The organism is Microvirga lenta (assembly GCF_020532555.1).
GTDB lineage: Bacteria > Pseudomonadota > Alphaproteobacteria > Rhizobiales > Beijerinckiaceae > Microvirga > Microvirga lenta.
Genome location: NZ_JAJBBR010000002.1, coordinates 140,766 through 162,887, shown reverse-complemented (window position 1 = coordinate 162,887; position 22,122 = coordinate 140,766). Strand labels below are relative to the sequence as shown.

At 62.6% G+C, this 22,122-nt stretch carries 22 protein-coding genes and 1 pseudogene; 10 read left to right on the top strand and 13 right to left on the bottom strand.

What is annotated here, in order from left to right; genetic code table 11:
- Positions 1 to 166 precede the first annotated feature (166 nt).
- Positions 167 to 349 (top strand): annotated as a pseudogene (locus LGR44_RS22020) (GNAT family N-acetyltransferase); the annotation flags it as partial.
- Here the strand turns inward: LGR44_RS22020 and LGR44_RS03755 are convergent.
- From LGR44_RS03755 to LGR44_RS03735, 5 genes are read right to left on the bottom strand one after another with little or no spacing between them, the layout of a single operon-like run.
- Positions 346 to 1,413, bottom strand: a complete 1,068-nt coding sequence (locus LGR44_RS03755; protein ID WP_226737398.1) for a Gfo/Idh/MocA family protein — start codon at positions 1,411 to 1,413, stop codon at positions 346 to 348. The pseudogene LGR44_RS22020 and the gene LGR44_RS03755 overlap by 4 nt on opposite strands.
- Positions 1,414 to 1,431: 18 nt before the next feature.
- The gene (gene nagA / locus LGR44_RS03750) at positions 1,432 to 2,568 is read right to left on the bottom strand and encodes an N-acetylglucosamine-6-phosphate deacetylase (protein ID WP_226737396.1); all 1,137 of its coding nucleotides are present in this window, start codon (positions 2,566 to 2,568) and stop codon (positions 1,432 to 1,434) included.
- Positions 2,565 to 3,620, bottom strand: a complete 1,056-nt coding sequence (locus LGR44_RS03745) for an SIS domain-containing protein (RefSeq protein ID WP_226737394.1) — start codon at positions 3,618 to 3,620, stop codon at positions 2,565 to 2,567. The genes nagA and LGR44_RS03745 overlap by 4 nt, the downstream gene beginning before the upstream one ends.
- Complete coding sequence (locus LGR44_RS03740) at positions 3,610 to 4,395, bottom strand: GntR family transcriptional regulator (protein WP_226737392.1); 786 nt, start codon at positions 4,393 to 4,395, stop codon at positions 3,610 to 3,612. The genes LGR44_RS03745 and LGR44_RS03740 overlap by 11 nt, the downstream gene beginning before the upstream one ends.
- Entirely contained in the window at positions 4,376 to 5,272 is an 897-nt protein-coding gene (locus tag LGR44_RS03735; RefSeq protein ID WP_226737389.1) for a BadF/BadG/BcrA/BcrD ATPase family protein, read from the bottom strand. Before LGR44_RS03735 ends, LGR44_RS03740 begins: the two co-directional genes overlap by 20 nt.
- Before the next feature lie 404 nt (positions 5,273 to 5,676).
- On the opposite strand from LGR44_RS03735, the gene LGR44_RS03730 reads away from it, so the two are divergent.
- The 7 genes from LGR44_RS03730 to LGR44_RS03700 all read left to right on the top strand — a co-directional run bounded on the left by LGR44_RS03730 (position 5,677) and on the right by LGR44_RS03700 (position 12,483).
- A complete protein-coding gene (locus LGR44_RS03730) occupies positions 5,677 to 6,936 on the top strand; it encodes an ABC transporter substrate-binding protein (RefSeq protein ID WP_377032492.1) in 1,260 nt (419 codons plus the stop codon).
- Positions 6,937 to 7,005: 69 nt separating this feature from the next.
- Positions 7,006 to 7,965: a carbohydrate ABC transporter permease gene (locus LGR44_RS03725; protein ID WP_226737386.1), complete on the top strand. Its 960-nt coding sequence runs from the start codon at positions 7,006 to 7,008 to the stop codon at positions 7,963 to 7,965.
- 7 nt (positions 7,966 to 7,972) lie between these two features.
- On the top strand, positions 7,973 to 8,806 hold the full coding sequence (locus LGR44_RS03720; RefSeq protein ID WP_226737384.1) for a carbohydrate ABC transporter permease: 834 nt from the start codon (positions 7,973 to 7,975) through the stop codon (positions 8,804 to 8,806).
- 34 nt (positions 8,807 to 8,840) lie between these two features.
- Complete coding sequence (locus tag LGR44_RS03715) at positions 8,841 to 9,941, top strand: ABC transporter ATP-binding protein (protein WP_226737382.1); 1,101 nt, start codon at positions 8,841 to 8,843, stop codon at positions 9,939 to 9,941.
- 108 nt (positions 9,942 to 10,049) lie between these two features.
- The gene (locus tag LGR44_RS03710) at positions 10,050 to 10,337 is read left to right on the top strand and encodes a hypothetical protein (protein WP_226737380.1); all 288 of its coding nucleotides are present in this window, start codon (positions 10,050 to 10,052) and stop codon (positions 10,335 to 10,337) included.
- Positions 10,338 to 10,370: 33 nt separating this feature from the next.
- A complete protein-coding gene (locus LGR44_RS03705) occupies positions 10,371 to 11,162 on the top strand; it encodes a 2-keto-4-pentenoate hydratase (RefSeq protein ID WP_226737378.1) in 792 nt (263 codons plus the stop codon).
- Positions 11,163 to 11,334: 172 nt separating this feature from the next.
- Entirely contained in the window at positions 11,335 to 12,483 is a 1,149-nt protein-coding gene (locus tag LGR44_RS03700; protein WP_226737375.1) for an amidohydrolase, read from the top strand.
- A 71-nt stretch (positions 12,484 to 12,554) separates the two neighbouring features.
- Here LGR44_RS03700 and LGR44_RS03695 read toward each other — a convergent pair whose 3' ends face one another.
- The 6 genes from LGR44_RS03695 to LGR44_RS03670 form a co-directional block, all read right to left on the bottom strand.
- Entirely contained in the window at positions 12,555 to 13,304 is a 750-nt protein-coding gene (locus tag LGR44_RS03695) for a LuxR C-terminal-related transcriptional regulator (protein WP_226737373.1), read from the bottom strand.
- A gap of 444 nt (positions 13,305 to 13,748) precedes the next feature.
- Complete coding sequence (locus LGR44_RS03690) at positions 13,749 to 13,928, bottom strand: hypothetical protein (protein WP_226737371.1); 180 nt, start codon at positions 13,926 to 13,928, stop codon at positions 13,749 to 13,751.
- A gap of 128 nt (positions 13,929 to 14,056) precedes the next feature.
- Positions 14,057 to 14,602: a sigma-70 family RNA polymerase sigma factor gene (locus LGR44_RS03685; protein ID WP_226737369.1), complete on the bottom strand. Its 546-nt coding sequence runs from the start codon at positions 14,600 to 14,602 to the stop codon at positions 14,057 to 14,059.
- Complete coding sequence (locus LGR44_RS03680) at positions 14,599 to 14,817, bottom strand: NepR family anti-sigma factor (protein WP_226737367.1); 219 nt, start codon at positions 14,815 to 14,817, stop codon at positions 14,599 to 14,601. Before LGR44_RS03680 ends, LGR44_RS03685 begins: the two co-directional genes overlap by 4 nt.
- A 677-nt stretch (positions 14,818 to 15,494) precedes the next feature.
- Positions 15,495 to 16,400: an SDR family oxidoreductase gene (locus tag LGR44_RS03675; RefSeq protein ID WP_226737365.1), complete on the bottom strand. Its 906-nt coding sequence runs from the start codon at positions 16,398 to 16,400 to the stop codon at positions 15,495 to 15,497.
- On the bottom strand, positions 16,397 to 17,206 hold the full coding sequence (locus LGR44_RS03670) for a hydroxypyruvate isomerase family protein (protein ID WP_226737363.1): 810 nt from the start codon (positions 17,204 to 17,206) through the stop codon (positions 16,397 to 16,399). The genes LGR44_RS03675 and LGR44_RS03670 overlap by 4 nt, the downstream gene beginning before the upstream one ends.
- Positions 17,207 to 17,361: 155 nt before the next feature.
- Between LGR44_RS03670 and otnK the strand changes: the two genes are divergently transcribed.
- Positions 17,362 to 18,636, top strand: coding sequence for a 3-oxo-tetronate kinase (gene otnK / locus LGR44_RS03665; RefSeq protein WP_226737361.1), 1,275 nt, complete (start codon positions 17,362 to 17,364; stop codon positions 18,634 to 18,636).
- Positions 18,637 to 18,646: 10 nt separating this feature from the next.
- Entirely contained in the window at positions 18,647 to 19,285 is a 639-nt protein-coding gene (gene otnC / locus LGR44_RS03660; protein WP_226737359.1) for a 3-oxo-tetronate 4-phosphate decarboxylase, read from the top strand.
- Positions 19,286 to 19,335: 50 nt separating this feature from the next.
- Here the strand turns inward: otnC and LGR44_RS03655 are convergent, their stop codons facing one another.
- Together LGR44_RS03655 and LGR44_RS03650 are read right to left on the bottom strand one after the other, a co-directional pair.
- Positions 19,336 to 19,632: a DUF2218 domain-containing protein gene (locus tag LGR44_RS03655; protein ID WP_226737357.1), complete on the bottom strand. Its 297-nt coding sequence runs from the start codon at positions 19,630 to 19,632 to the stop codon at positions 19,336 to 19,338.
- Between the two features lie 142 nt (positions 19,633 to 19,774).
- Positions 19,775 to 22,066, bottom strand: a complete 2,292-nt coding sequence (locus LGR44_RS03650; RefSeq protein ID WP_226737355.1) for a putative bifunctional diguanylate cyclase/phosphodiesterase — start codon at positions 22,064 to 22,066, stop codon at positions 19,775 to 19,777.
- Between the last annotated feature and the right edge of the window lie 56 nt (positions 22,067 to 22,122).

The window sequence follows — 22,122 nt, the reverse complement described above, 5'->3', positions numbered from 1 at the left end:
TGGAAGGGAGCGTTCTCGCTGGTCGAGATGCCGCCTTCTTCAGCGACCGCTTCGCGTCATCCTGGAAACGGATGCTCGTCGTCGTTCGCCGGGATGCTCCAATCGGCTTCCTGCTCATGACTGACGGGCATATCGACATGCTGTTCATGGATCCCGATGCCGTCGGCAGGGGGCGGGTGCGCTGCTTCTGCAACGGGCTGAGTGCCTGGGTGCGAAAAGCCTGGAATGCTTTCGCGACAACCACGGCGCCCGGAGGTTCTACGAGCGACACGGCTGGCGCCTCGCGCGGGAATACGAGCGCGCCTTTGCGGGACGCGAGCGTAGCTTCGTCCTGTATGAGAAGCCTTAGAGCGAAACCACGCGCCCGGTCCGAACAGCCTCGTCGGCCGCGAGCACGATGCGCAAGGACCGGACTGCATCGTTCATGTGATCGGTCAGATCGAGGTCCTCGTCGATGGCGTGGAGCAGATAACGCTGCTCGCGTTCGCATAGATCGTCATGGTTCGGCTCGTCCGCCGTGTCGATCCTCTCGTCCTCCTTGGCGAAGGTTCCGTCCGGCTTCAGTGCGGCGTGGTGGAGCAGGATCTGGTTCGTCTTCGTATGGGCGTTGATGTCGGCCGATTTGATGTCTCCGGCGGTCTCGGCCATGACGATGCTGACGCTGCCTTTCGGGCCGATGACGTCCTTCACGAAATAGGCCGTCTCGCTCATCATCGGACCCCAGCCGGCCTCGTACCAGCCGACTGATCCGTCGTCGAAGGTCACATGGAGATGGCCGTAATTGTACATGCCCTCCGGCATGTCGTCGGTCAGCCGCGTGCCGACCCCATGCACCTGGACCGGTTTCGCCCGGGTAATCTGGCACATCACATCGACGTAATGAACGCCGCAATCCACGATGGGCGAGAGCGATTGCAGGAGCCTCTTGTGGGCGTCCCAGGCCGCGCCGCTCGATTGCTGATTGAGGTTCATGCGGAAGACGTGAGGTGTTCCGAGGGTCTTCGCAAGCTCGATGAATTTGATCCAGGACGGGTGATGGCGAAGAATGTAGCCGATGACGAGTTTGCGCCTAGTCCGGATCGCCGTCTCGACCACGCGTTCCGCATCCGCCACCGTATCGGCGAGCGGCTTTTCCACGAAGACATGCGCTCCAGCCTCCATGGCCTTTATGGCGTAGGGGGCGTGGGTGTCCGACCAGGTATTGATGGAGACCACGTCGGGTCTGGTTGCGGTCAGCGCCTCCTCGAAATCCGTGAAACGGGGGGCTTGCTGCAGCGGGGCGGGAAGCTGCAGATCCTCGACGTTGCGGGTGCAAAGGCCTACGATCTCATAGCCGTCGATCCGGGAATAGGCGAGGGCGTGGGACATTCCCATATTGCCGAGACCGACGACGAGAACCCGCTTCACGCTCATCAGGACACCTCTTCTTGCTTATTCGCTGTCGCCGTCGATCCAGGTCTGGCGTACGTGCAGGCCTTCGTCGAGAAGGACAAGACTCGCGCTATAGCCTGGAGCGATGCGGCCGAGTTCGTGGTCCATGCGCAGGAAGGCCGCGGGAGCGAGAGAGGCCATCCGCAATACGTCCGGCAGGCCCAGGCCGAGGCGGGTCACGCTGTTGCGCACGGCGCTGGCCATATCGAGATCGGAGCCCGCGAGCGTTCCGTCCCCCGTGGTCAGCTTCCCGTCCTTTCGGTAGATCGTGCGCCCGTGCAGCTCGAAATGGGTCAGGTCCGTTCCGGTCACCGACATGGCGTCGGTCACGAGCATCATGCCTTCCATTCCCTTCGCCGCAATCGCGATGCGCAGGGATGCGTCGCTCACGTGATGGCCATCGACGATGAGTCCGCACCAGGTGCCCCTGCTGTCGAGGGCTGCACCCACCGGCCCGGGTTCCCGGCCGGCGAAAGGCGGCATCGCGTTGAACAGATGGGTAAAGCCCCTCAGGCCGTGCCGGCAGGCCTCCATGATAGTGTCATAGTCGCCGGCGGTGTGTCCGGCGCAGACCAGGATTCCGGCGGCAGCGAGCCGGGCGATCATCTCCATGCCGTTGCATTCGGGCGCCAACGTCACCAGGGTTCGGCCTTCCTGGAGCGAGGTGAGGATACGAAGATCCTCCTCCTCCATCGGGCGCATGTAATCGGGGTTGTGAACGCCCTTGCGCTCCCGATTGATGAAGGGCCCTTCCACATGGATGCCGAGCACGCCTGGAGTGCGTGCGGCCAGCGCCGCCCGCATGGCCTCCACGGCCTCCGCCATGCGCTCGCGGGTATCGGTGATGAAGGTCGGCAGGAGACCGACCGTACCGAAGGATCGGTGCGCCTGCGCAATGGCTCGGATGCACTCGACGCTGCGCACGTCGTTGAACAGCATCCCGCCGCCGCCATTGACCTGCACGTCGATGAAGCCTGGCGCGAGGAGACCCTCGATCCGGCGCCGCTCGATTCCGGCGCCGAGGTCCGTCTCGTGTGGAACGGCGAGGATGCGGCCGTTCTCGACGACGACCGCGCGCCCTTCGAGGATGTGGTTCCCGTCGAAGACGCGGGCTCCCGTCAGAGCGAAGGGCATCATACGGTCTCCGTCACCTTGCGCAGGCGGGGAGGGTTGTCCGGATTGCGCCCCCGTGACAGGGCGATGGCGTTCACCAGGGGGTAGAAGCTCTGAATCATGGCGATCGGCGCGAGATAAGGATGGGTGTTCTCGACCGACGGCAGCATGACGGCGGCGGGTCCCTCCGCTGCGCCCGCCACGACGACTGGAACTCCCTGCTCCTTGAGCTTGGTGACGAGATCGTTGACGCCGCTCAGGGTCTCGTCGCGCTGGCTGAGAACCAGGATCGGGAAGTGATCGCCCGCCAGCGTCCAGGGGCCGTGCATCAGCTCTGCGGAGCTCATGGCCTCGGCATGGACCCCCGAGGTCTCTTTCAGCTTGAGCGCCGCTTCCTGCGCCACGGCGAAGCCGACCCCGCGCCCGACGACGAAGAGGTTGTCAGCCTGCGACAGGAGCGGAAGAGCCTCCGACCAGTCTGTGGCCGAGGCCTGCGCCAGCACGTCCGGCAGCGTATCGAGCGCCTTCAGCAACTCCTCGTCCTGCGACCAGTGCGCCACGAGTTGCAGCCCGGCCGCCAGCGCGGCGATGAAGGATTTGGTTGCTGCGACGCTCTTCTCCGGTCCGGCATGAAGGGGCAGCACGATCTCGCAGGTCGAAGCCAGGGGAGAGGACGTGTCGTTGACGAGCGCCACCGTGAGCGCGCCGTCCTCGCGTCCCGCATTGGCGAGATGCAGGATATCCGGGCTGCGGCCCGACTGAGAGACGGCGAGAAAGAGCGCGTCGCGCATACGCGGCCGCGCCTCGTAGACGGAGGTCACCGATGGGCCGACGGAAGCCGTCACGAGGCCTGAATGGATCTCGAGCAGATACTTGGCGAAGGTCGCCGCATTGTCCGAGCTGCCGCGGGCGCAGGTCACGGCGAAGGGCGGCGGCGCGGAGCGAAGACGCTCGCCGAGATCGCGGCAGAGAGCGGCATTGCTCTCGAGAAGGCGCGCGACCACCTGCGGAGCCTCCCGCGCCTCCCGCAGCATGGCCGTCATGGCAGGAGCGGAGTTGTTCTCGTCAGACATCATCACTTTGCATCCGGTCGGGCTGGCTGATGGTCAGCTCGGCCACGAAGTCATAGGCATCGCCCCGGTAATAGGACGAGGTGAATTCCACGGCCTCGCCCGAGGCCGTGAAGGAGCGGCGTTCGATGTAGAGCGCCGGGCTTTGGTTGGGAACATGCAGCAGCGATGCCTGTTCCTCCGTCAGGAGGACGGCGTGCAGCCGCTGCAGGGCGCGGCTGGGCATGACGCCATGTTCGTGAAGCACGGCATAGAGCGATTGCTTCACGAGGGAGGGATCGGGCAGAAAGCGGCTCGGGACGACCGCATGCTCGATGGCCATCGGAATACCGTCGGCCAGCCGAAGCCTGTTCACGCGACTCACCAGGTCGCCTGGCGACAACCCGAGCGCCATCAGCTCGTTTGGAGCCGCCGGTCCGATGGATCGACTCAGGAGCACCGCCGAGGAGGGCAGGCCGCGGGCGGACATGTCGTCCGTGAAGCTCGACAGCCGTGACAGGGGCTGTTCGAGCCGCATCTGCGGCGCGATGAAAGTGCCGGACCCCCAGCGTTGTACCAGGACACCCTTCTTGACCAGTCCCGTGATGGCCTTTCGGACCGTGACCCTGGAAATGCCGAGCTGCTTCGCGAGATCCCGCTCCCCCGGGAGAGCGTCGTCCGCCTTGATCGTTCCCTTCCTGACAGCATCCTCGATGGATTGCTGGAGCTGAAGGTAGAGTGGCGTGGGATTGCTCTCGTCGAGGAGAATGAGAGGCAATGCCTCAGAGGCCTGTTCGATCATTCCTGCCTCCGCTTTGAGCTGTCCGTCCCAGAAGAATCGCGCCGTCGAGTGCATCGGCTGCCGGAGGCACGATGGCATGCTGCAACGGCGGCGGGAGCCAGGGGCGCAGGGGTTCGGCAAGGCCGCCGAAGATGCATAGCGCAGGGGCGCCGAGATCGAGCAGGCGGGTTGCGATCTGCGCCATCTCGTCGGCCGCGTTCCGGATCAGCTCGAGTCCGATCGGGTCGCGGCGCTGGGCATGTTCCAGGACCAGGGGAGCATAGCGCGCATAGTCGCTCGGACGAGCCTTGCCGACCCAATCGACGAGAATCTCGGGATCATCGTTGAACTCGGCCAGAACGGTTCGGGACAGGGGGGTGGCGGGGATGCGCCCGTCATAGGCCCAGATGGTGCGCCGGAGTATTTCGCGGCCGATCGCGGCGCCGCTGCCCTCATCGGAAATCTCATAGCCCCAGCCGCCGACATACTGGCGCCGTCCCCCGACGCAGCCATACCCGCAGGAGCCGGTTCCGACGATCAGGATGGCTCCATCGCCGCCGCCGAAGGCACCGAGCCATGCGGTGTGGGCATCCGTGTCGATGGCGAAGGAGGCAAAGGGGTGGGGGCGGGAGAGCAGGCGTTCGACGGCACTTTTCTGCCCGGCTCCGGCGGCGCCCATGCCGGCCGGTATCCGCCGGAGATCCTCTTCCTGGAGGCCCGCTTGACGAACCGCTTCGCGGCATGCGGTGAGAATCGAATTCCAGACCAAATCGGGATCGAGCCGAATGTTCGAGGGGCCGCCAGAGCCTTCCCCCAGCAAGTTGCCCTTGTCATCGCGAAGCCGCGCCCGGCACTTCGTGCCGCCGCCGTCGATGCCAAGGAAAAGGAACTCACTCATCGCTTATGGTCTTGGGTCGTTCAAACGGGAGAGGCGGTGCTCACAGGGGCGTCACCATGCCACTTAATGTCCAGTTCGTGAAGGGGCGCCAGTTTGCAATGCCCAACCTCTTTCCGGTCGCGGCCGCAGAGGAAGATGTCATGTAGGGCGGTTCTGTCGAACGGGAGATAGGACGATGGTTCTAGAGAACAGGGCTTGAAAGGTCTATTGTGTTTCACTTCAGGCGATACCAATATGAGGTCACTTGTCCGTGTTCATTTCAGGTGAAACAGTCGTCGGGTTCGCCGGAAGATCAAGAACGCGTCAACGCGCACCGGACAATCAGGGAATCGATACGAGGCGCTTCTCGAAGCGCCCCGCGCACCGGAGGACTGAACAAGATGAAATCCCTTCACACCAAGACGATTTTGCGCCGGGTCGCACATCTGGCCGCCACGGCCTCGTTGGCCACTCTCGCTTTCGTGGGGACGGCTGCGGCGCAGACCCTCACCATCGAGAGCTGGCGCAACGATGATGCGGATGTCTGGAACAACAAGATCATTCCGGCCTTCAACAAGAAGCATCCGAACATCAAGGTCCAGTTCAAGGCCGATCCGCCGACCGAGTACAACGCCGCTCTCAACGCGCGCCTGGCCGGCGGCACCGCGGGCGACCTCATCACCTGCCGCCCCTTTGATGCCTCGCTCGACCTGTTCAAGAAGGGGCAACTCGTCTCCGTCAATGACGTGAAGGGCATCGAAAACTTCTCCGACGTGGCGAAAAGCGCTTGGTCCACGGACGACGGAAGCACGACCTTCTGCATGCCGATGGCCTCCGTGATCCACGGCTTCATCTACAACAAGGAGATCTTCGACGAGCTGAAGCTCACGCCGCCTAAAACAATGGCGGAGTTCCACACGGTACTCGACAAGATCAAGGCCGACGGAAAGTACACGCCCATCGCCATGGGCACCGCCGACCAGTGGGAGGCCGCCACCATGGGCTTCCAGAATATCGGCGTGAACTACTGGAAGGGCGAAGAAGGCCGCAAGGCGCTCATCGAGGGCAAGCAGAAATTCACCGACCCGGCCTATGTGAAGACCTTTGCCGAACTGGCAAGCTGGGCGCCCTACATGGGCAACGGCTATCAGTCGCAGAAGTACCCCGACACCCAGAATCTCTTCACCCTCGGCCGCGCGGCCATCTATCCCGCCGGTTCCTGGGACGTGCCGATCTTCCGCAAGGATGCTGACTTCGAGTTCGACGCATTCGCTCCCCCGCTGCCGGAGGGAGCCAGCAAGTGCTATATCAGCGACCATACGGATATCGCTCTCGGCATCAACGCGAAGTCGAAGAACGTGGAAGCGGCCAAGACCTTCCTATCCTGGGTGGCCTCTCCGGAATTCGCTGAAATCTACGCCAACGAGCTTCCGGGATTCTTCCCTCTTTCGAAGGCCAAGGTCGACGTGAAGGATCCGGTCGCGGCCAAGTTCGTGGGCTGGCGCAACGACTGCGAGAGCTCGATCCGCAATTCCTACCAGATCCTGTCGCGCGGCACTCCCAACCTCGAGAACGAGCTGTGGAACGTCAGCGCGCAGGTCATGAACGGGACCATGAAGCCCGAGGAGGCTGCGAAGAAAGTCCAGGACGGGCTCGCGAGCTGGTACGAGCCGCACAAGAAGTAAGCGCTTTGCACGAGGCGGGCTGCAGCTCCCGGCAGCCCGCCATTTCGTTTTCCCACGGACCGTTTCAGCATGTCGGATATCGCCGCCTCCGGTGTCCCGGTGGAAAGCACCGCTCAGCGTTCGCGCTTTCCGGTTCATATCCTGGTGTTTCTCGCACCTGCGCTGGTCATCTACACGGCTTTCTCGATCTATCCGCTGATCGATACGATCCGACTCAGCCTCTATGCGGGTGACGAGACGGGCGCGCGCTATTTCGTCGGCCTGGGCAATTTCACGACGCTTCTGACCGATCCCGTCTGGGCGGATCAGTTCTGGAACGCGCTACGCAACAACCTGATCTTCTTCGCCATTCATATGGTGGTGCAGAACGGAATCGGTCTGGGACTCGCGATGCTGCTCAGCCTGCCGCACCTCACCGGCGGCAGCGTCTACCGCACGCTTCTGTTCCTGCCGACCATGCTGTCCGTCGTCATCATCGGCTTCATCTGGCAGTTGATCCTCAATCCGCTTTGGGGCATTGCCGAAACGCTCCTCCAGGCCATCGGGCTGGGGAGCCTCTTCGGGCCGTGGCTCGGGCAGGAATCGACCGCGCTGCTGACGGTCTCCCTCATTTCCGTGTGGCAGTTCGTCGGTATTCCGATGATGCTGATCTACGCGGCATTGATCAATATTCCGGACGATCTCCTGGACGCGGCGACGGTGGACGGAGCAGGGCCCTTCAGCGTTTTCTGGTTCGTGCGCCTGCCGTTGATCCTGCCGACGCTGGGGGTGGTTTCCATCCTAACCTTCGTGGCCAATTTCAATGCCTTCGATCTGATCTACGCGATCAAGGGGGCGCTGGCGGGGCCGAATTTCTCCACGGACATCCTCGGAACCTTCTTCTACCGCACTTTCTTCGGCTATCAGCTTCAAATGGGCAGCCCGACCATGGGCGCGACGGTGGCGACGGCCATGCTCGTCATCATCCTCATCGGAGTGCTGATCTATCTCTTCGGCGTGCAGCGGCGCCTGCAGCGGCACACATTCTGAGGGCGCCATGAAAGCAAATGTCCGCCCCAGCCGTATCGCCGTCCATATCGCCCTGATCCTCTACACGATCCTGGCTATCGGGCCGATCGTTCTCATTCTCATCAATGCCTTCAAGACCCGGCGCGCGATCTTTGCCGATCCTCTCGGCTTTCCGGACGCTCGTACCTTCACCACCATCGGCTTCGACCGCGTGTTCTCCAACTCGGATTTCGGCCTCTACTTCTTCAACAGCTTCACGGTCACGATCGTGTCCTTGGGACTGATCATCCTCATCGGCGCCATGGCCGCGTGGGCGCTGACGGAATACCGCTTCTGGGGCAATACCCTTCTCAGCCTCTATCTCGCCATCGGCATCATGGTGCCGATCCGCCTGGGCAGCGTGAGCATTCTGCAGATGATGGTGGAGCTCAACCTGGTCAACACTCTTACGGCGCTCATCCTCGTCTACGTGGCGCAGGGGCTGCCGCTCGCGATCCTGATCCTCGGCGAGTTCATCCAGCAGATTCCGAAGGACCTGCGCGATGCGGCCCGCTGCGATGGAGTGAGCGAGTACCGCATATTCGGCAGCATCATCCTGCCCCTGATCCGTCCTGCTATTGCGACGGTCGCCGTATTCACCATGGTACCGATCTGGAACGACCTCTGGTTCCCGCTGATCCTGGCGCCGGGCGACGGCAAGCAGACCGTGACGCTCGGCGTGCAGCAGTTCATCGGTCAATACGTGACCGACTGGAATGCGGTCCTCGCCTCGCTGACCCTGGCCATCGCGCCCATCCTCGTCCTCTATCTCCTCTTCTCACGCTACCTCGTCCGCGGTCTGACGGCCGGGGCGGTCAAGTGAGGCGTGCGTCGCCTCCTCTGCGGATCTGAACCACATGGCTGACGTCTCACTCCACAGCATCGCAAAGTCCTTCGGCACGGCGGAGATCCTGCGCGACATCAACCTGACCGTGGACGACGGAGAGTTCGTGGTCTTCGTCGGCCCCTCGGGCTGCGGCAAGTCCACCCTCCTGCGCATCATCGCAGGGCTCGAGCCGGTGAGCGGAGGCGAGATCCGGATCGGCGGAAGGCGCGTCAACGAGATGCCTCCGGCCGAGCGCAAGATCGCCATGGTGTTCCAATCCTATGCGCTCTACCCGCATATGTCCGTCTACAAGAACATGGCGTTCGGGCTGAAGTTCGCCAAAACCAACAAGGCGGAGGTCGACCGCCGCGTGCGGCAGGCCGCGGAAATCCTGAAGCTGTCGGCTCTGCTCGACCGAAAGCCGAGGGAACTGTCGGGCGGGCAGCGGCAGCGTGTGGCCATTGGCCGGGCCATCGTGCGTGAGCCCAGCGTTTTCCTGTTCGACGAGCCGCTCTCGAACTTGGATGCGGCGCTGCGGGTCAACACACGGCTCGAGATTGCCAAGCTCCATCGGGACCTCGGGGCGACGATGATCTACGTCACCCACGACCAGGTCGAGGCCATGACCCTGGCCTCCAAGATCGTCGTCCTCAACCATGGGCGCATCGAGCAGGTTGGGGCTCCGCTCGAGCTCTACCGGCACCCCCGCAACCTGTTTGTGGCGGGCTTCATCGGCTCCCCTCGGATGAACTTCATCAAGGGCCAGGTCCTCGGGCTGGACGATACCGGTGCGACCATCGCCTTTGCCGGGGCGCAGGCCGAGGTTCGAACGAGGCTCGGGGCACTGAAGGCGGGAGACGAAGTCACCATTGGCGTAAGACCCGAGCACATGGCGGAGAGGGCGGCGGAAACCATCGCGCTCCAAGGCCGGATCGATGCGGTGGAGAGACTGGGCGAGGCAAGTTTCGTCTATATGCGTCTCGACGGGGGTGAGGATGTGATCGTGCGAGCCCCCGGCGATGAGCCCGCGGTGCCGGGCGAGCGCTTCACAGCCTATCTGTCCCGCGAGACACTGTATGTCTTCGATGCCGCCGGCCAGGCCGTGATACCGACTTCCCGTTCCATGCTCTAAGGGATTAGAGTGGATCGTGGCGACGTCATGAGATGCTCGTGGCCACAAGCCGACATGTGCCGAGCCGAGCCCTGACAGAGCGAGGCTTCCCGAGCATCCGAACACGGCATGCTCGACCAGATCAGGGATGGACCGCCAATGAGCGCCGATAACGCTACGCTGAAAGAGAAGCTGCTGGACCAGTGGCAGAAGATTGCGGTCGATCTCGTGAGGGAAGGAGTGCCTGCCGAAGTGGTCTTTGAAACCATGCTCACCGTCGGACTTGCCGGCCAGGTAGAAATCTACGGCAAGGATGGCGCGGCAACGAAGCTCGCCGCGATAGCGCAACAGCTCTCGGAACAGGCAAGGCAGGAGGCCGAGGCCCTGCGCGAGGCATCGTCCGCGACGAAGAACTGAACTGACGCCGGTACTGTAAGGACGACAAGAACGATGGTTCATGCTGAAGCCGCGGCTGCCGCTCTGCTCAAGGAGCACGATGACCGGACGCCGTTCCACTCTATCCGTGCCGATTATTCAATCGACGACCTGGACGATGCTTACGAGATCCAGGCAAGCCTCGTCAGGCGCCTTCGCGAACGAAACAATGCGGACATCGCAGGATACAAGATCGGCCTGACCTCTCCGCGCATGCAGACCATGTGCGGCATTCCGCATCCTATCGGCGGCTCCGTTCTCCGAAACCGCGTGCATGCCTCAGGAGGCAAGGCCGTGCTGTCCGATTTCGTTCATCTCGGGGTCGAGTGCGAGATTGCCGTTCGGATCGGTCGCGATCTCAGCGACGGACACCTGCCTTCCACCGTCGGGGAAATGGCAGAGGCCATCGCCGGCATCGCTCCGGCACTTGAGCTCGTGGAGGATCGCCAGGCGGACTACAAGTCTCTCGACATGCTCACGCTGGTTGCCGACAATTCTTGGAATGCCGGTGTCGTTCTCGGCGAATTTCGCGAGAGCTGGCCCGATTTGGAGGCCGTCGAGGGCGTCGTCGAGCGGAACGGCGAGGTTCTCGACCGGGGGCACGGCCGTGACGTGATGGGGCATCCTTTCGTGCCCCTGCTTTGGCTTTGCCGGCACCTTGCTAAGCGCGGGAACACCTTACGGGCCGGCGATATCGTGATGACGGGCAGCATGACCCCGACGTATTTCCCTTCCTCGGACGAGTCGATCCGCTTCTCGCTCGGCTCCTTAGGGGCCGTCGAATACCGGTTCAAGGCTCGGGACTGACAGGGCAATCGCCTCAGGTCCGGGTCAAGCCGTCCGGGCTCTGGACCAGCACGAAACCCACGTCAGTCATGGACAAGGGAGCCGAGGAGTGTTTTCCGCCTTTTCACCCGTCCTTGTATCTGCAACAGATCGTTGGATCCCTCATGCCGTTCCTGTCCGGTGGAGATAATCCATGTTCCTGACCAACCAAGACGTGGCCGAGCTGACCGAGTGGCGGCGCAAGCTGCACCGAATGCCGGAATTGTCCGGGCAGGAGGCGGAGACGGCGCAGGAGGTTCAGGCCTTCCTGTCGACGACGGGCCCGGATCGGATCATGTCAGGGCTCGGCGGGCATGGCGTTGCGGCAATCTATAATGGCCGGGAGCCGGGGCCGACGGTGATGGTCCGGGCGGAACTCGACGGCCTTCCGATCGAGGAGATATCGGATGTCCCCCATCGCTCGGCCGTCCCGGGGAGGGCGCATCTGTGCGGCCATGATGGACACATGGCCGTTCTCGCCGCCCTGGCGCGGGGGCTGGGCCGCCAGCGCCCTCAGCGCGGACGCGTGGTCCTGCTGTTCCAGCCGGCCGAGGAGGATGGGTCCGGAGCCGCCGCGGTCGTGGCTGATCCGAAGTTCCTCGACATCAAGCCGGATCTTGCCTTCGCGCTGCACAACCTGCCTGGAATGCCCCTCGGGCGGGTCGCTCTCGCCGAGGGGCCAGTAAACTGCGCCTCGCGGGGAATGAGCATCACCCTCACCGGGAAGACGGCCCATGCCTCGATGCCTGAATTCGGAGTCTCGCCAGTCCATGCGACGGCGAAACTAATGCCGGCGCTCACGGGCCTTGGTGGCGGGACGGTCTTCGAGGAGGGGTTCGCCATGGTAACCGTGACCCACGCCAGAATCGGCGAGCCAGCCTTCGGCGTCGCGCCGGGACGGGCTGAAATCTGGGCCACGCTGCGGACGCTGACCGATGCCGGGATGGATGATCTCTGTGCAAGAGCGGAGGGGCTGGCGACATCGGTTGCCCGGGAGAGCGGCCTCGGCATCGAAACCGCCTATCACGACATCTTCCACCATTGCGAGAATGCGCCCGAAGCCGTTGCCCAACTGCGCCGCGCTCTCGATCTTGAAGGCATCCCTTACGACAGGGGCGATCTGCCGATCCGTGCCTCGGAGGATTTCGGGCGTTTCGGCCAGAACGCTCCGGCGGCGATGTTCTTCCTGGGGGCAGGCGAGAAGCACCCGAGCCTCCACAACCCCGACTACGATTTTCCGGACGATCTGATCGGAATCGGAGCGCGGGTGTTCATGCGAACCCTGCGCAACATCCTTGGATAAGGCGACGAGCAGAGATGCGGTGGGGTTCTCACGAGGAGACTCCACTGCGAGGAAGACGGCTTGATAAAGGACTAGAGGCCCTGATGCCGCTCCGAAGCCGGAGCGAGAGGCTCGTCCAAACCCGCATTCAGGTGACCGGTGGCCCACATCGCCGCCTGAGTCCGGTTGGCTGCGCCGATCTTCCGAAGAATGGTCTTCACGTGCACTTTGACCGTCGCCTCGGCAACGTCGAGCTTGCGCGCGATGATCTTGTTCGGCGCGCCTTCCATCAGACAGCGCAGGATCTCAGCTTCCCTGTTCGAGAGCTTGTGAGCTTTCGTATCGAGCAGCCTCACCGGTGCGGCCGCGGCCGAATCATCAGGCTGATGTTTACGGCTGCGGGATGCTTGGGAAAGCAGCTCAAGTGCCAGCCCGGCCGGGACGAAGGTTTCGCCCAACATCACCAGTTCAAGCACCTTGACGAGGGCAGCCTGGCTGATGGATGTCGTGCAGAGGCCGTCCAGGCCCGCCTCGTAAACCCGGAACAATTCCTTGGGCTCGAGATCGTCAGCAAGGGCGACCACTCGCGCCGCTGAGCATCGGGACTTCACGGCCGAAACAATATCCGCCAACTCATCGGCGGAACGGCTTTCCCCAATGATGAAGAGAAGAGGCGCGGCGTCGGCGGGAGCGGATGGAACGGACCTGTACTCGACGATCTCGTCGGAGACGAGGAAGCATGTGTCTGCAAGCATCTGTGTGATACCTGCGCGAATAACCGAGTTCTTGCAGATCAGGAGAGTTTTCACGTGCTGGCCCGGAGCATTGATCGATGAAAGCATATGTTCTCCAAAGCTACTGTCAATTCTTATCAGCCGTCCTGCCGTCACTTGCCATCGTTGAATGCGTCACTGGCGAGCGTCGTTTGGATTCGATATGATTTGAATGGTGGAGCGCGACGGCGGGATACGCAAAGCGCAAGAAGCTTGGCTTTAACGCAGAAGCTGGCAAATGGTTCCTCTAAAGGACTACTTCCATTTGCGTTTTATTGAGGCGCGATGTGGCTCTGGCCAAAGCTTGCCGCCTCTGTGTACAGGAGAACCTCCTGGTTGATGTGATATCGTTTTTATTTGTTGCCGCTTGGACGACGCGGGAAAGAGCGGATCGGTTCTGGAATATCGTGGCGCCGTCGAATTGTGCGGAAGCAAAGCGAAGGCATGCCGAAATGCTCGGCCGCCGGAGTGCCGCACCTGATGGATTGACCCGGTTGAAGCCCGTCGGCCGGTCTACTGCGCGTTCGACTTATCGGAGCGCGATCCTGTCGTCTCGACGAGACAGACGAGAACGAAGATGGCCAGGACGACGATCATCTCGGCTCCTTGCGTGACCCATGCAGGCGCATCGCTCAAGAAGAGGAGCGTCAGACCGGATGTGATGAGTGCGAGGAGAGTGCCTGAAATCAGCATAGCTGTGATCCATCGATCGTAGGGCGGTGTTTAACTCGGCTTTTCTGAACGGAGCCTGTACAGAACGGCTCTCCCACTCGCGAGCGGGCTTCCGAGACCCGATAAACGCTCCGGTCCGGGCAGGAAGATCAGAGTGTGTTCTGAAGAGCAGCCTGCGTTGTCGGATCGGGTCCGAACTCCTCCCCGTATTCGACCGCGAGAAGTGCTGCCAATCGGGTGCGTGCGCGGTTGACGCGGCTCTTTATCGTGCCGACCGCAACGCCGCAGATTTCCGCCGCCTCCTCGTAGGAGAGTCCCTGCGCTCCTACGAGGAGCAGGGCCTCCCGCTGATCGATGGGAATTCGCGCCAGGGCCTTCCTGAAATCCTCGAAGTCGAGGCGGGAACCTTGTTCTGGCGGGGCCGACAGGCGGGCGGCGTAGGACCCGTCCGCATCCTCGACCTCGCGCCGCCGACGACGGTATTCGGAGTGAAACAGGTTGCGCAGGATCGTGAAGAGCCAGGCGTTGAGATTCGTGCCGGGCTCGAACCGGTCGATCTTCGCGATCGCGCGCGTAAGGGTATCCTGTATCAGATCGTCGGCACGGTCGGCGTTGTTGGTCAGGGAAATGGCGAAGGCGCGCAATTGCGGAACCGCTGCCAGAATCTCGTCGCGGAGGGATGGGTCCAAGGTCAATGGAGAGACCTCCGTGCCGCTTTCGGATCGATCAGGGCGAGAAGCCGATCCGGCACCGGCTCACGCAGCGCCTCGTCGTAAAGCTTTCGCAGTTCCTGTCCGATCCTGTCCTGGACCGAGCGATCGAGCTTGACCTCCGGCGCAAGCATCTGCCCACAGCGCAAAGGGGGCTGCGGCCGGGAGCACGGGGTCTTCTCATCCTCGTCATCGCACATGGGAAGTCTCGCTGCCCAAGTTCCACCGTGCGCCTTCAACCGATTAACTTATGTTAGGTTCCAGTAGAGTCTCCGCCGGAATTGCGGTCGTGACAGATTACTTTGCGGGCTTAAGAATGAAGTCTATGACGAAGCGCGCATCGGCCCGCAATTTGTGGAACGATGTTGCAGCTGCCGAGCAGTATTGGGCTGAGATCCCGCCGCTATCCAGCCGGGTTGATCAGTCTCTCAACAGCGAGAGCGATCTATTGTGTTCCCGGAGGCATGATGTAAGGCACATCCTCGGGACCGGGCGGAGGTTCGTTCTCAGGAGCATCGCGCCCAGGGCTGGAGGGCTCGTCAGCTGGAACTTTGGGCATCGGGTCGATGGTGGGCAGGGGCGAAGGCGTGTCTGTCTGCGGGGTGTCGGACATGGTGACTCGATCCAGGTAGGTTGCCTTTGGCAAATCGCCGCGGCCGAATGCGTTCCCTTCCTAATTGCTTGGTGTGATCGCCAGAGGCGGAACGTCGGTGGCAAACGGAAAGGCCGCGCCTGGTCCTTGAGATAGACCTAGGCGCGGCCCCGGCCCGTTTCTGCCCCACGGGAGACCCTGGGCTAAGAGCCAACCTTGACAGGAATGGGGCGCTGGTGGCGCAAAAGTTAATTCTGTTCCTGGGGTAAGGTCGCGAGCAGGATCTCATTCCTCTCGCAAAGTCGTGTCGCGACGAGAGAGTCTTCCCTCGCCAGCGTCATAAAGCGCCTTCAGACCGTGGCGGAATGTGGGGTAGCGAAGCGTTACGCCCAGATCCGTCTTGATGCGCGTGTTCCGGATCCTCTTATTGTCCTCATAGAAGGAGCGGGCCATCGGGGTCAAATCGGCCTCTTCGAATGGCACCTCGGGAGGAGGGGGACAGCCGAGGAGGTGGGCTGCATAGGTGATGACATCCTGGGGAGGTCCGGGCTCGTCGTCCGCCACGTTGTAGATCGCGTTTCTGCTTGGGCGCTCCATCGATGACAGAAGGACCTGCGCAATATCGTCCATATGGATGCGGTTGAACACCTGTCCTGGCTTGACGATGCGCTGGGCGGTGCCGTCTGCGATCCGTTGGAGGGCGTTGCGACCGGGGCCATAGATGCCGGCGAGACGAAAGATCTGGATGGAGAGGCTGGCCCTCTCCCCAAGCGCGAGCCATTGCCGCTCGGCGGCAAGACGGTGTCGGGATCGGGGCGTGCCAGGATCGGGCGGAGATCGTTCATCGATCCAACCGCCCTGCGCATCGCCGTAGACCCCGACTGTTGAGAGATAGCCGATCCAGCGCAGGCGAGACGAGGACGCGATGTGGGCTGCAAAGCGCCGCAACACGGGATCCTCTCCCCCGGTCGGGGGCACGCAGACGAGGAGGGCGTCTGCGGCGTCGAGCTGGTCGGGAATGCGAGGATCGAAATCCGTGTCGCTGAAGCGATAAGTCGAAGGCCCGGAGCTCTCGGACGGCTGGGAATCCTCCGGGGAGCGGGATGTGCCGGAGATCCGCGCAAAGCGGTCCCCGTAGGCGCCGATGAACCGGCGCGCTGTGTAGCCGAGGCCGAAGATAAAGAGATTCATGCGGACGCGGCCGTGGAAAACCCGGACACGGCTTTGGACCAGGCGCGGAGCCACCCGAGACCGTCCTCGGTTCTTCCGCGCGGCTTGTACTCGGCGCCTATCCAGCCACCGTATCCGATCCGCTCAAGAGTCCGGAGGATCTCCGGGTAATTGACCTCACCCTCGTCGGGTTCTGCGCGGCTGGGCACGGCTGCGACCTGCACATGCCCGATGAGCTCGAGATGCGTCTCGAGTCTTCGGATCAGATCTCCTTGCGTGATCTGGATATGATAGCAGTCGAACATGATCTTCACGTTCGATCTGCCGACCTTCTCGATGATCGATGCCGCTTGCTCGATGCGGTGGAGAAAATAGCCTGGTTTGTCGCGGTGGTTGATCGGCTCGATGAGGATGGTCATCGAAGCTTGAGCAGCCCTGTCGGCTGCGGCTTTCAGGTTCGCGACGAATGTCTGCTCGGCCCGCACCAAATCGTCCGGCGCCACCGCTCCGGCCATGCAGTGAACGGAGCTCGCGCCAATCGCGGTACCGTATGAAAGAGCCTGTTCCACAGCCTGCTGGAACTCGCCTTCGCGGCCGGGCAGGGCTCCCAGGCCGAAATCGCCCGCAGCGGCATTGCCGACCGGCGTGTTCAGTCCGAGCATCGTCAGCTCGCTTCGTGAGAGAGCACTGCGCATCTCCGGTGCCGGCACTTGGTAGGGCCAGTGCATTTCGACGCCTGTAAAGCCCGCAGCCGCGGCTGCAGCAATCCGCTTGGTCTCGGAAAGCTCGGTGAAAAGGAAGCCTAGATTCGCTGAAAAGCGGTGCATCGGTCTGTCCGGGTGGGGAGGGGGCTGGCTCCGGTATCGAAGAATACCACGATAGCAATTGTGATGGGTCCGACCTTATGTTGCAATACGCGCGGCTCGGTCGGCGGCTTGGAAGAGCGGGGCCGTTGGCGGGATGATCCAGAGAGGCACTGACGATGCTGCTTGGCGTGATTGCAGACGACTTTACCGGAGCGAGCGACATCGCCAACACGATCGCCAAGGGGCACGGCCCTGAGGGCGGCCTCCGGACGGTCCAGTATTTGGGAATCCCCTCGACGGTTGCGTCTCCCGAGGTCGAGGCCGGCGTCATCTCCCTGAAAAGCCGCTCGATTCCGGTGCGCGAGGCCGTGTCCCAGTCCCTCGCTGCTCTGGACTGGTTGCTGGCGCAAGGATGCCGGCAGATCATCTTCAAATACTGCTCGACCTTCGATTCGACACCCGAGGGCAATATCGGGCCTGTCGCCGAGGCCCTGGCGCAGCGCCTCGGCGTGAAGGGCGTGATCGCCTGTCCGGCCTTTCCGGAGACGGGGCGCACCATCTACAAGGGCCATCTTTTCGTGGGCGACCGCCTGCTGAACGAGTCCGGCATGGAGAATCATCCGCTCAATCCCATGACGGATGCGAACCTCCGACGGTGGCTGGCGCTGCAATGCAAGGAGCCGGTCGGGCTCGTGGACTGGTCCGTCGTGCGCGAAGGGGCCGGGGCGATCCGAGGCGCCCTTGAAACGATGGCCGAGCAGGGACAGCGTCTCGTCATCGTGGACGTGCTGACCGATGACGATCTCCTCGCCATCGGCAAAGCCAGCGCCGAAACGGCGCTCCTGACCGGAGGCTCCGGCATCGCCCTGGGCCTGCCGCGCAACTTCATCGAGGCAGGACTGGCCAAAGGCGGGCGGCCGCAGGTGGCACCCGTCGATGGATCCTCGGCGATCCTGGCCGGCAGTTGCTCGCGCGCAACCCTGAAGCAGATCGAAGTGCACGCGAAGGATCACCCGACCCTTGCAATCGACGTGAATGACGTGATGAGCGGCAGGCTGTCCGCGGAGGACCTTGCCTCCTTCCTGGAGCGGAATGCAGGCCAGGCACCGCTCGTCTACTCTTCGGCCCAGCCGGAGCAGGTCGCGGCCTATCAGCGGAAGTATGGACGCGAAGACGTCGCGCACAAGCTGGATGGCATCTTTGCCATGACCGCTAGGCGGCTGTTCGATGCCGGCATGCGCCGCATCGTGGTCGCTGGCGGAGAAACCTCGGGAGCCGTCGTGTCGGCCCTCGGAATCGCGTCCTTCCAGATCGGACCGGAGATCGATCCCGGTGTGCCGGTCCTCGTAGCAGCAGACGGAAAAGAAATCGCCATGGCCCTCAAGTCCGGCAACTTCGGCGCACCCGACTTCTTCAGCAAGGCGCTGAAGGCCATGTCCGGGCCGGCGTGAGGAGCAGGTCATGAGCGACGAGACCCGCCTGCGCGAAGCCATCGCCCGGTACGGAGCGATCCTTTACCAGCGCGGGCTTGCGCACGGAACGGCCGGCAACATCTCGGTGCGTCTGGACGATGGCAGCATTCTCGTGACGCCCACCAATTCATGCCTTGGCTTTCTCGACCCCGGACGCATATCCAAAGTGGGGAATGACGGGACAGTGCTTGCAGGCGATCCGCCGTCGAAGGAAGCCTTCTTTCATCTCGCCGTCTATCAGGAGCGGTCTGCGGCTCAGGCCATCGTGCACCTCCACTGCACCCATTCGGTTGCCGTTTCCTGCCTGTGCCACGAGGACACGGGGAATGTCCTGCCGCCCCTCACCGCGTACCACGTCATGCGAATCGGGAAGCTGCCGCTGGTACCCTATTTCCGGCCAGGAGACCGCGCCCTGGCGGAAGCGGTTCGAAACGCGGCGCGCGACCATGCCGCCATGCTGCTGGCCAATCACGGCCCCATCGTTTCAGCCAGGTCGCTGGAGGAGGCGGTCTACAACAGCGAGGAGTTGGAAGAGACGGCGAAGCTGTTCTTCCTCATTGGCAATCGCCCTTCGCGGCCGCTCACATGCGAGGCCGTCGAGGAATTGAACAGAGTGTTCCCCAGTTGAAAGGGCCGTCCGCTCACGCGGGCTGAAACCCGCTTGAACACGCGCCGGGATCAATCGGAGGTTCGGATCCAGTTGATCGTGGGCTTCTCGCGCCACATGGAGCGTTCGAGATAGGTGCTGACGATGTGCTGAACCCGCGCGAGCGATGTTTCGTCCTCGGCTTCCACCACCAGCATCAGCGCGTGCCTTGCCGTCTGCAGGGAGCAGTGCCCAAAGCCGAACTCGGCTCGTCCTTCTCGGGCGGAATAGCTTGCCGGAACCTCCTGGGAGAGGTGCTTGCAGAGCTGAGCCAGGTAGCGGTCGGGCACCATCGTGCCGACACTTGCTTCCGATCTCAGTACTGCCATGGATCCCATTCCTGCGAGGTTCTGAATCGACGAAGGCGCCGTTCAGAGCTGTCCATTGCAAGATGCCTCATGGCTGGCCTGAAACTCAACTAGAAAATCGTTGACCACATGTCCTGTGCATCTTCATGTTGTATCGTTTTAGTCATGCGCATCGGACCTCCTGCTGCTGCAGATAATCCGGGACGGCGGCGGCTGCCATGGGAGGCGCGTAGAGGTAGCCTTGCGCCTGGGTGCAGCCTTTCTCGCGCAGGAAGCTCGCTTGTCCTGCGGTCTCGACACCCTCGGCAACGACGTTCATGCCCAGACCCCGTCCGAGCTGGATGACGGCCAGAACGATGGCGGTGCTGTCCGCATCATTCTCGAGATCCCGCACGAAGCCTTGATCGATCTTGATGTCGTCGATGGGAAACTGCTTGAGATGGAGAAGGGAGGCATATCCCGTTCCGAAATCGTCGAGGGCGATTCTGACTCCGCTCTCGTGAAACTGCCGGAGTGCCGTGACCACATGGGGGGCATTGCGCCCGAGGAAGACAGTCTCGGTGATCTCCACCTCGAGACGCTCGCTCGGGACGCCCGCGTCATGGAGAATGTCGAGGAACCGCTTCGCCAAACCGACCCAATTGAATTGGGCGGTCGAGAGATTGACGGCGATCCGACCGCAATCCACGCCGGCATCGAGCCAGCGCCTGATATCGGCCGCCACATGCCGGAGAAGGTGTTCTCCGAAGGTGACCGAGAGCTCGGAATCCTCGAATGCGGCCAGAAAGGATGCCGGAGTCAGCAGGCCATGAACGGGGTGGTGCCAACGCGCCAAAGCCTCGAACCCGGTCGTCCTGCCGGTTTTGAGGTCGACCTTGGGCTGGTTGAACGGAACGATCTGCCCGTCGCGCAGAGCGCCCTGGATGTCCCGCGTGATGCTGGTTCTTTCCTCCAGCTGCGCTCTCATGTCGGGGGAGTAGATCTCGGCTCTGCCGCGGCCGAGGGCCTTGGCCGTCCGAAGCGCCAGCCCGGCATCCTTCATAAGGTCCGACGGCTGCCTGTCGTGATCGGGATAGCTCGCAATCCCGATGCTGACCTGACACGACAGGAGATCTCCCTGATGAGCGAACGGGCGCCTCATATCCGTCAGGATGCGGTCGACCATGGCCTGGGCCGCATCTGAAGACGGTGGCTCGGCAAGGATGAGGACGAACTCTCCACCGCCCAGCCTCGCAACGATATCGCAGCTCTCGATCAGAGGATTGAGGCGGTCTGCGGCTTCCTTGATCAGGGCATCGCCGGCGAGATGGCCCATCGTTTCGTTCGTGTTCCTGAGGTCGTCCAGATCGACGAGGAGGAGCGTAAGGCTCGAGCCGTTGCGCTCGGCCTGGGCGAGATCCTGCTCCAGCCGGCTCTGGAAGTAGGCCCGATTGGGAAGCCCTGTCAGCGGATCGTGGCTCGCCGCGCGCCAGATCTTTTCCTCGGAGGCTTTACGTTCCGTGATGTCGACGACGCTCGAAATGATATGGGGCTCGCCGGCGATTTCCAGGGCCATTCCCGCCAGGAGAACGGTCCGGATCGAACCGTCGGCCAGTCGTATCCGCGTCTCGAAATTGCTGATCTGCCCGTCTTTCCGAATCCGGGCGAGAAAGACGTCCCGATCCCTGGGGTCGGCGTAGAATTCCTGGGTGGTCCGGATGCCGAGAGAACGCTGCGTCGCGCCCACATAGCGGACGGCCGCATCGTTCGTCTCGACGATGGTCCCATCCACTCGGACGACGAGAAGAGGGATGGGAACAGTCTTGAAAAGAGTTTCGAACATCGCCCGGCTGTCGGCGAGCTCGTTCTTCGCGCGCCGCTCGGCCTGCGTGGCGGACCACTCCATGCGCTGCAGGCGGTTCGAACGCGACACCACGAGAAACAGCGCCAGGTTCAGGATGGTCATCAGGAGAATCAGACCGATTGGCGATGATCCGGCAGGCTCGGGAAGCATGTATCCGAAGAGCACCATCACGCTGGACCCGATCCCCGAGGCTATCGTCCAGCGGAATGCGGTCGGGACGGCGAGATAGTAGATCGAAGGCAGCATCAGAACGGCGAAGAGCGCGAGTTCGGTGTGGGAGCTCACGAGGACGGCGACCGCGGCGCCGTTGATCCATTCCCAGGCGATCATGGATCGTTGGGCCTGCCGGAATGTCTTTGCGCGGCTGATGCTCCAGAAGCACACGAGTGCAATCAGCACTACGACGAGGCGTGCCGGAAACGTGGTCTGAAAATTGGACTCTCCGTAGAGGCTCCAGTCGCTGATAAAGAATGCCGCGTTCAGGCACGCGGAGAGAAGAAACAGCAAACGCGTGTGCCGCAGCGTCTCGGGCAGACGCTCCGCCTGGAACGCAGCTTCGCGCTCAGGATTGCGGAATTCCCCGCCGAATGGTGTCAGGCGTTGTGCTGGCATATTTGCCACTGTGTTTCATAAGTCTCAAAGTCTCGTTAACGGCAAAGGCGCCGGAA

What these genes read in the sequence shown, in the direction of transcription:
- LGR44_RS03755 (WP_226737398.1), bottom strand. Translation starts at nt 1,413, where the DNA reads ATGAGCGTGAAGCGGGTTCTCGTCGTCGGTCTCGGCAATATGGGAATG.
- nagA (WP_226737396.1), bottom strand. Translation starts at nt 2,568, where the DNA reads ATGATGCCCTTCGCTCTGACGGGAGCCCGCGTCTTCGACGGGAACCAC.
- LGR44_RS03745 (WP_226737394.1), bottom strand. Translation starts at nt 3,620, where the DNA reads ATGATGTCTGACGAGAACAACTCCGCTCCTGCCATGACGGCCATGCTG.
- LGR44_RS03740 (WP_226737392.1), bottom strand. Translation starts at nt 4,395, where the DNA reads ATGATCGAACAGGCCTCTGAGGCATTGCCTCTCATTCTCCTCGACGAG.
- LGR44_RS03735 (WP_226737389.1), bottom strand. Translation starts at nt 5,272, where the DNA reads ATGAGTGAGTTCCTTTTCCTTGGCATCGACGGCGGCGGCACGAAGTGC.
- LGR44_RS03725 (WP_226737386.1), top strand. Translation starts at nt 7,006, where the DNA reads ATGTCGGATATCGCCGCCTCCGGTGTCCCGGTGGAAAGCACCGCTCAG.
- LGR44_RS03720 (WP_226737384.1), top strand. Translation starts at nt 7,973, where the DNA reads ATGAAAGCAAATGTCCGCCCCAGCCGTATCGCCGTCCATATCGCCCTG.
- LGR44_RS03715 (WP_226737382.1), top strand. Translation starts at nt 8,841, where the DNA reads ATGGCTGACGTCTCACTCCACAGCATCGCAAAGTCCTTCGGCACGGCG.
- LGR44_RS03710 (WP_226737380.1), top strand. Translation starts at nt 10,050, where the DNA reads ATGCTCGACCAGATCAGGGATGGACCGCCAATGAGCGCCGATAACGCT.
- LGR44_RS03705 (WP_226737378.1), top strand. Translation starts at nt 10,371, where the DNA reads ATGGTTCATGCTGAAGCCGCGGCTGCCGCTCTGCTCAAGGAGCACGAT.
- LGR44_RS03700 (WP_226737375.1), top strand. Translation starts at nt 11,335, where the DNA reads ATGTTCCTGACCAACCAAGACGTGGCCGAGCTGACCGAGTGGCGGCGC.
- LGR44_RS03695 (WP_226737373.1), bottom strand. Translation starts at nt 13,304, where the DNA reads ATGCTTTCATCGATCAATGCTCCGGGCCAGCACGTGAAAACTCTCCTG.
- LGR44_RS03690 (WP_226737371.1), bottom strand. Translation starts at nt 13,928, where the DNA reads ATGCTGATTTCAGGCACTCTCCTCGCACTCATCACATCCGGTCTGACG.
- LGR44_RS03680 (WP_226737367.1), bottom strand. Translation starts at nt 14,817, where the DNA reads ATGTGCGATGACGAGGATGAGAAGACCCCGTGCTCCCGGCCGCAGCCC.
- LGR44_RS03675 (WP_226737365.1), bottom strand. Translation starts at nt 16,400, where the DNA reads ATGAATCTCTTTATCTTCGGCCTCGGCTACACAGCGCGCCGGTTCATC.
- LGR44_RS03670 (WP_226737363.1), bottom strand. Translation starts at nt 17,206, where the DNA reads ATGCACCGCTTTTCAGCGAATCTAGGCTTCCTTTTCACCGAGCTTTCC.
- otnK (WP_226737361.1), top strand. Translation starts at nt 17,362, where the DNA reads ATGCTGCTTGGCGTGATTGCAGACGACTTTACCGGAGCGAGCGACATC.
- otnC (WP_226737359.1), top strand. Translation starts at nt 18,647, where the DNA reads ATGAGCGACGAGACCCGCCTGCGCGAAGCCATCGCCCGGTACGGAGCG.
- LGR44_RS03655 (WP_226737357.1), bottom strand. Translation starts at nt 19,632, where the DNA reads ATGGCAGTACTGAGATCGGAAGCAAGTGTCGGCACGATGGTGCCCGAC.
- LGR44_RS03650 (WP_226737355.1), bottom strand. Translation starts at nt 22,066, where the DNA reads ATGCCAGCACAACGCCTGACACCATTCGGCGGGGAATTCCGCAATCCT.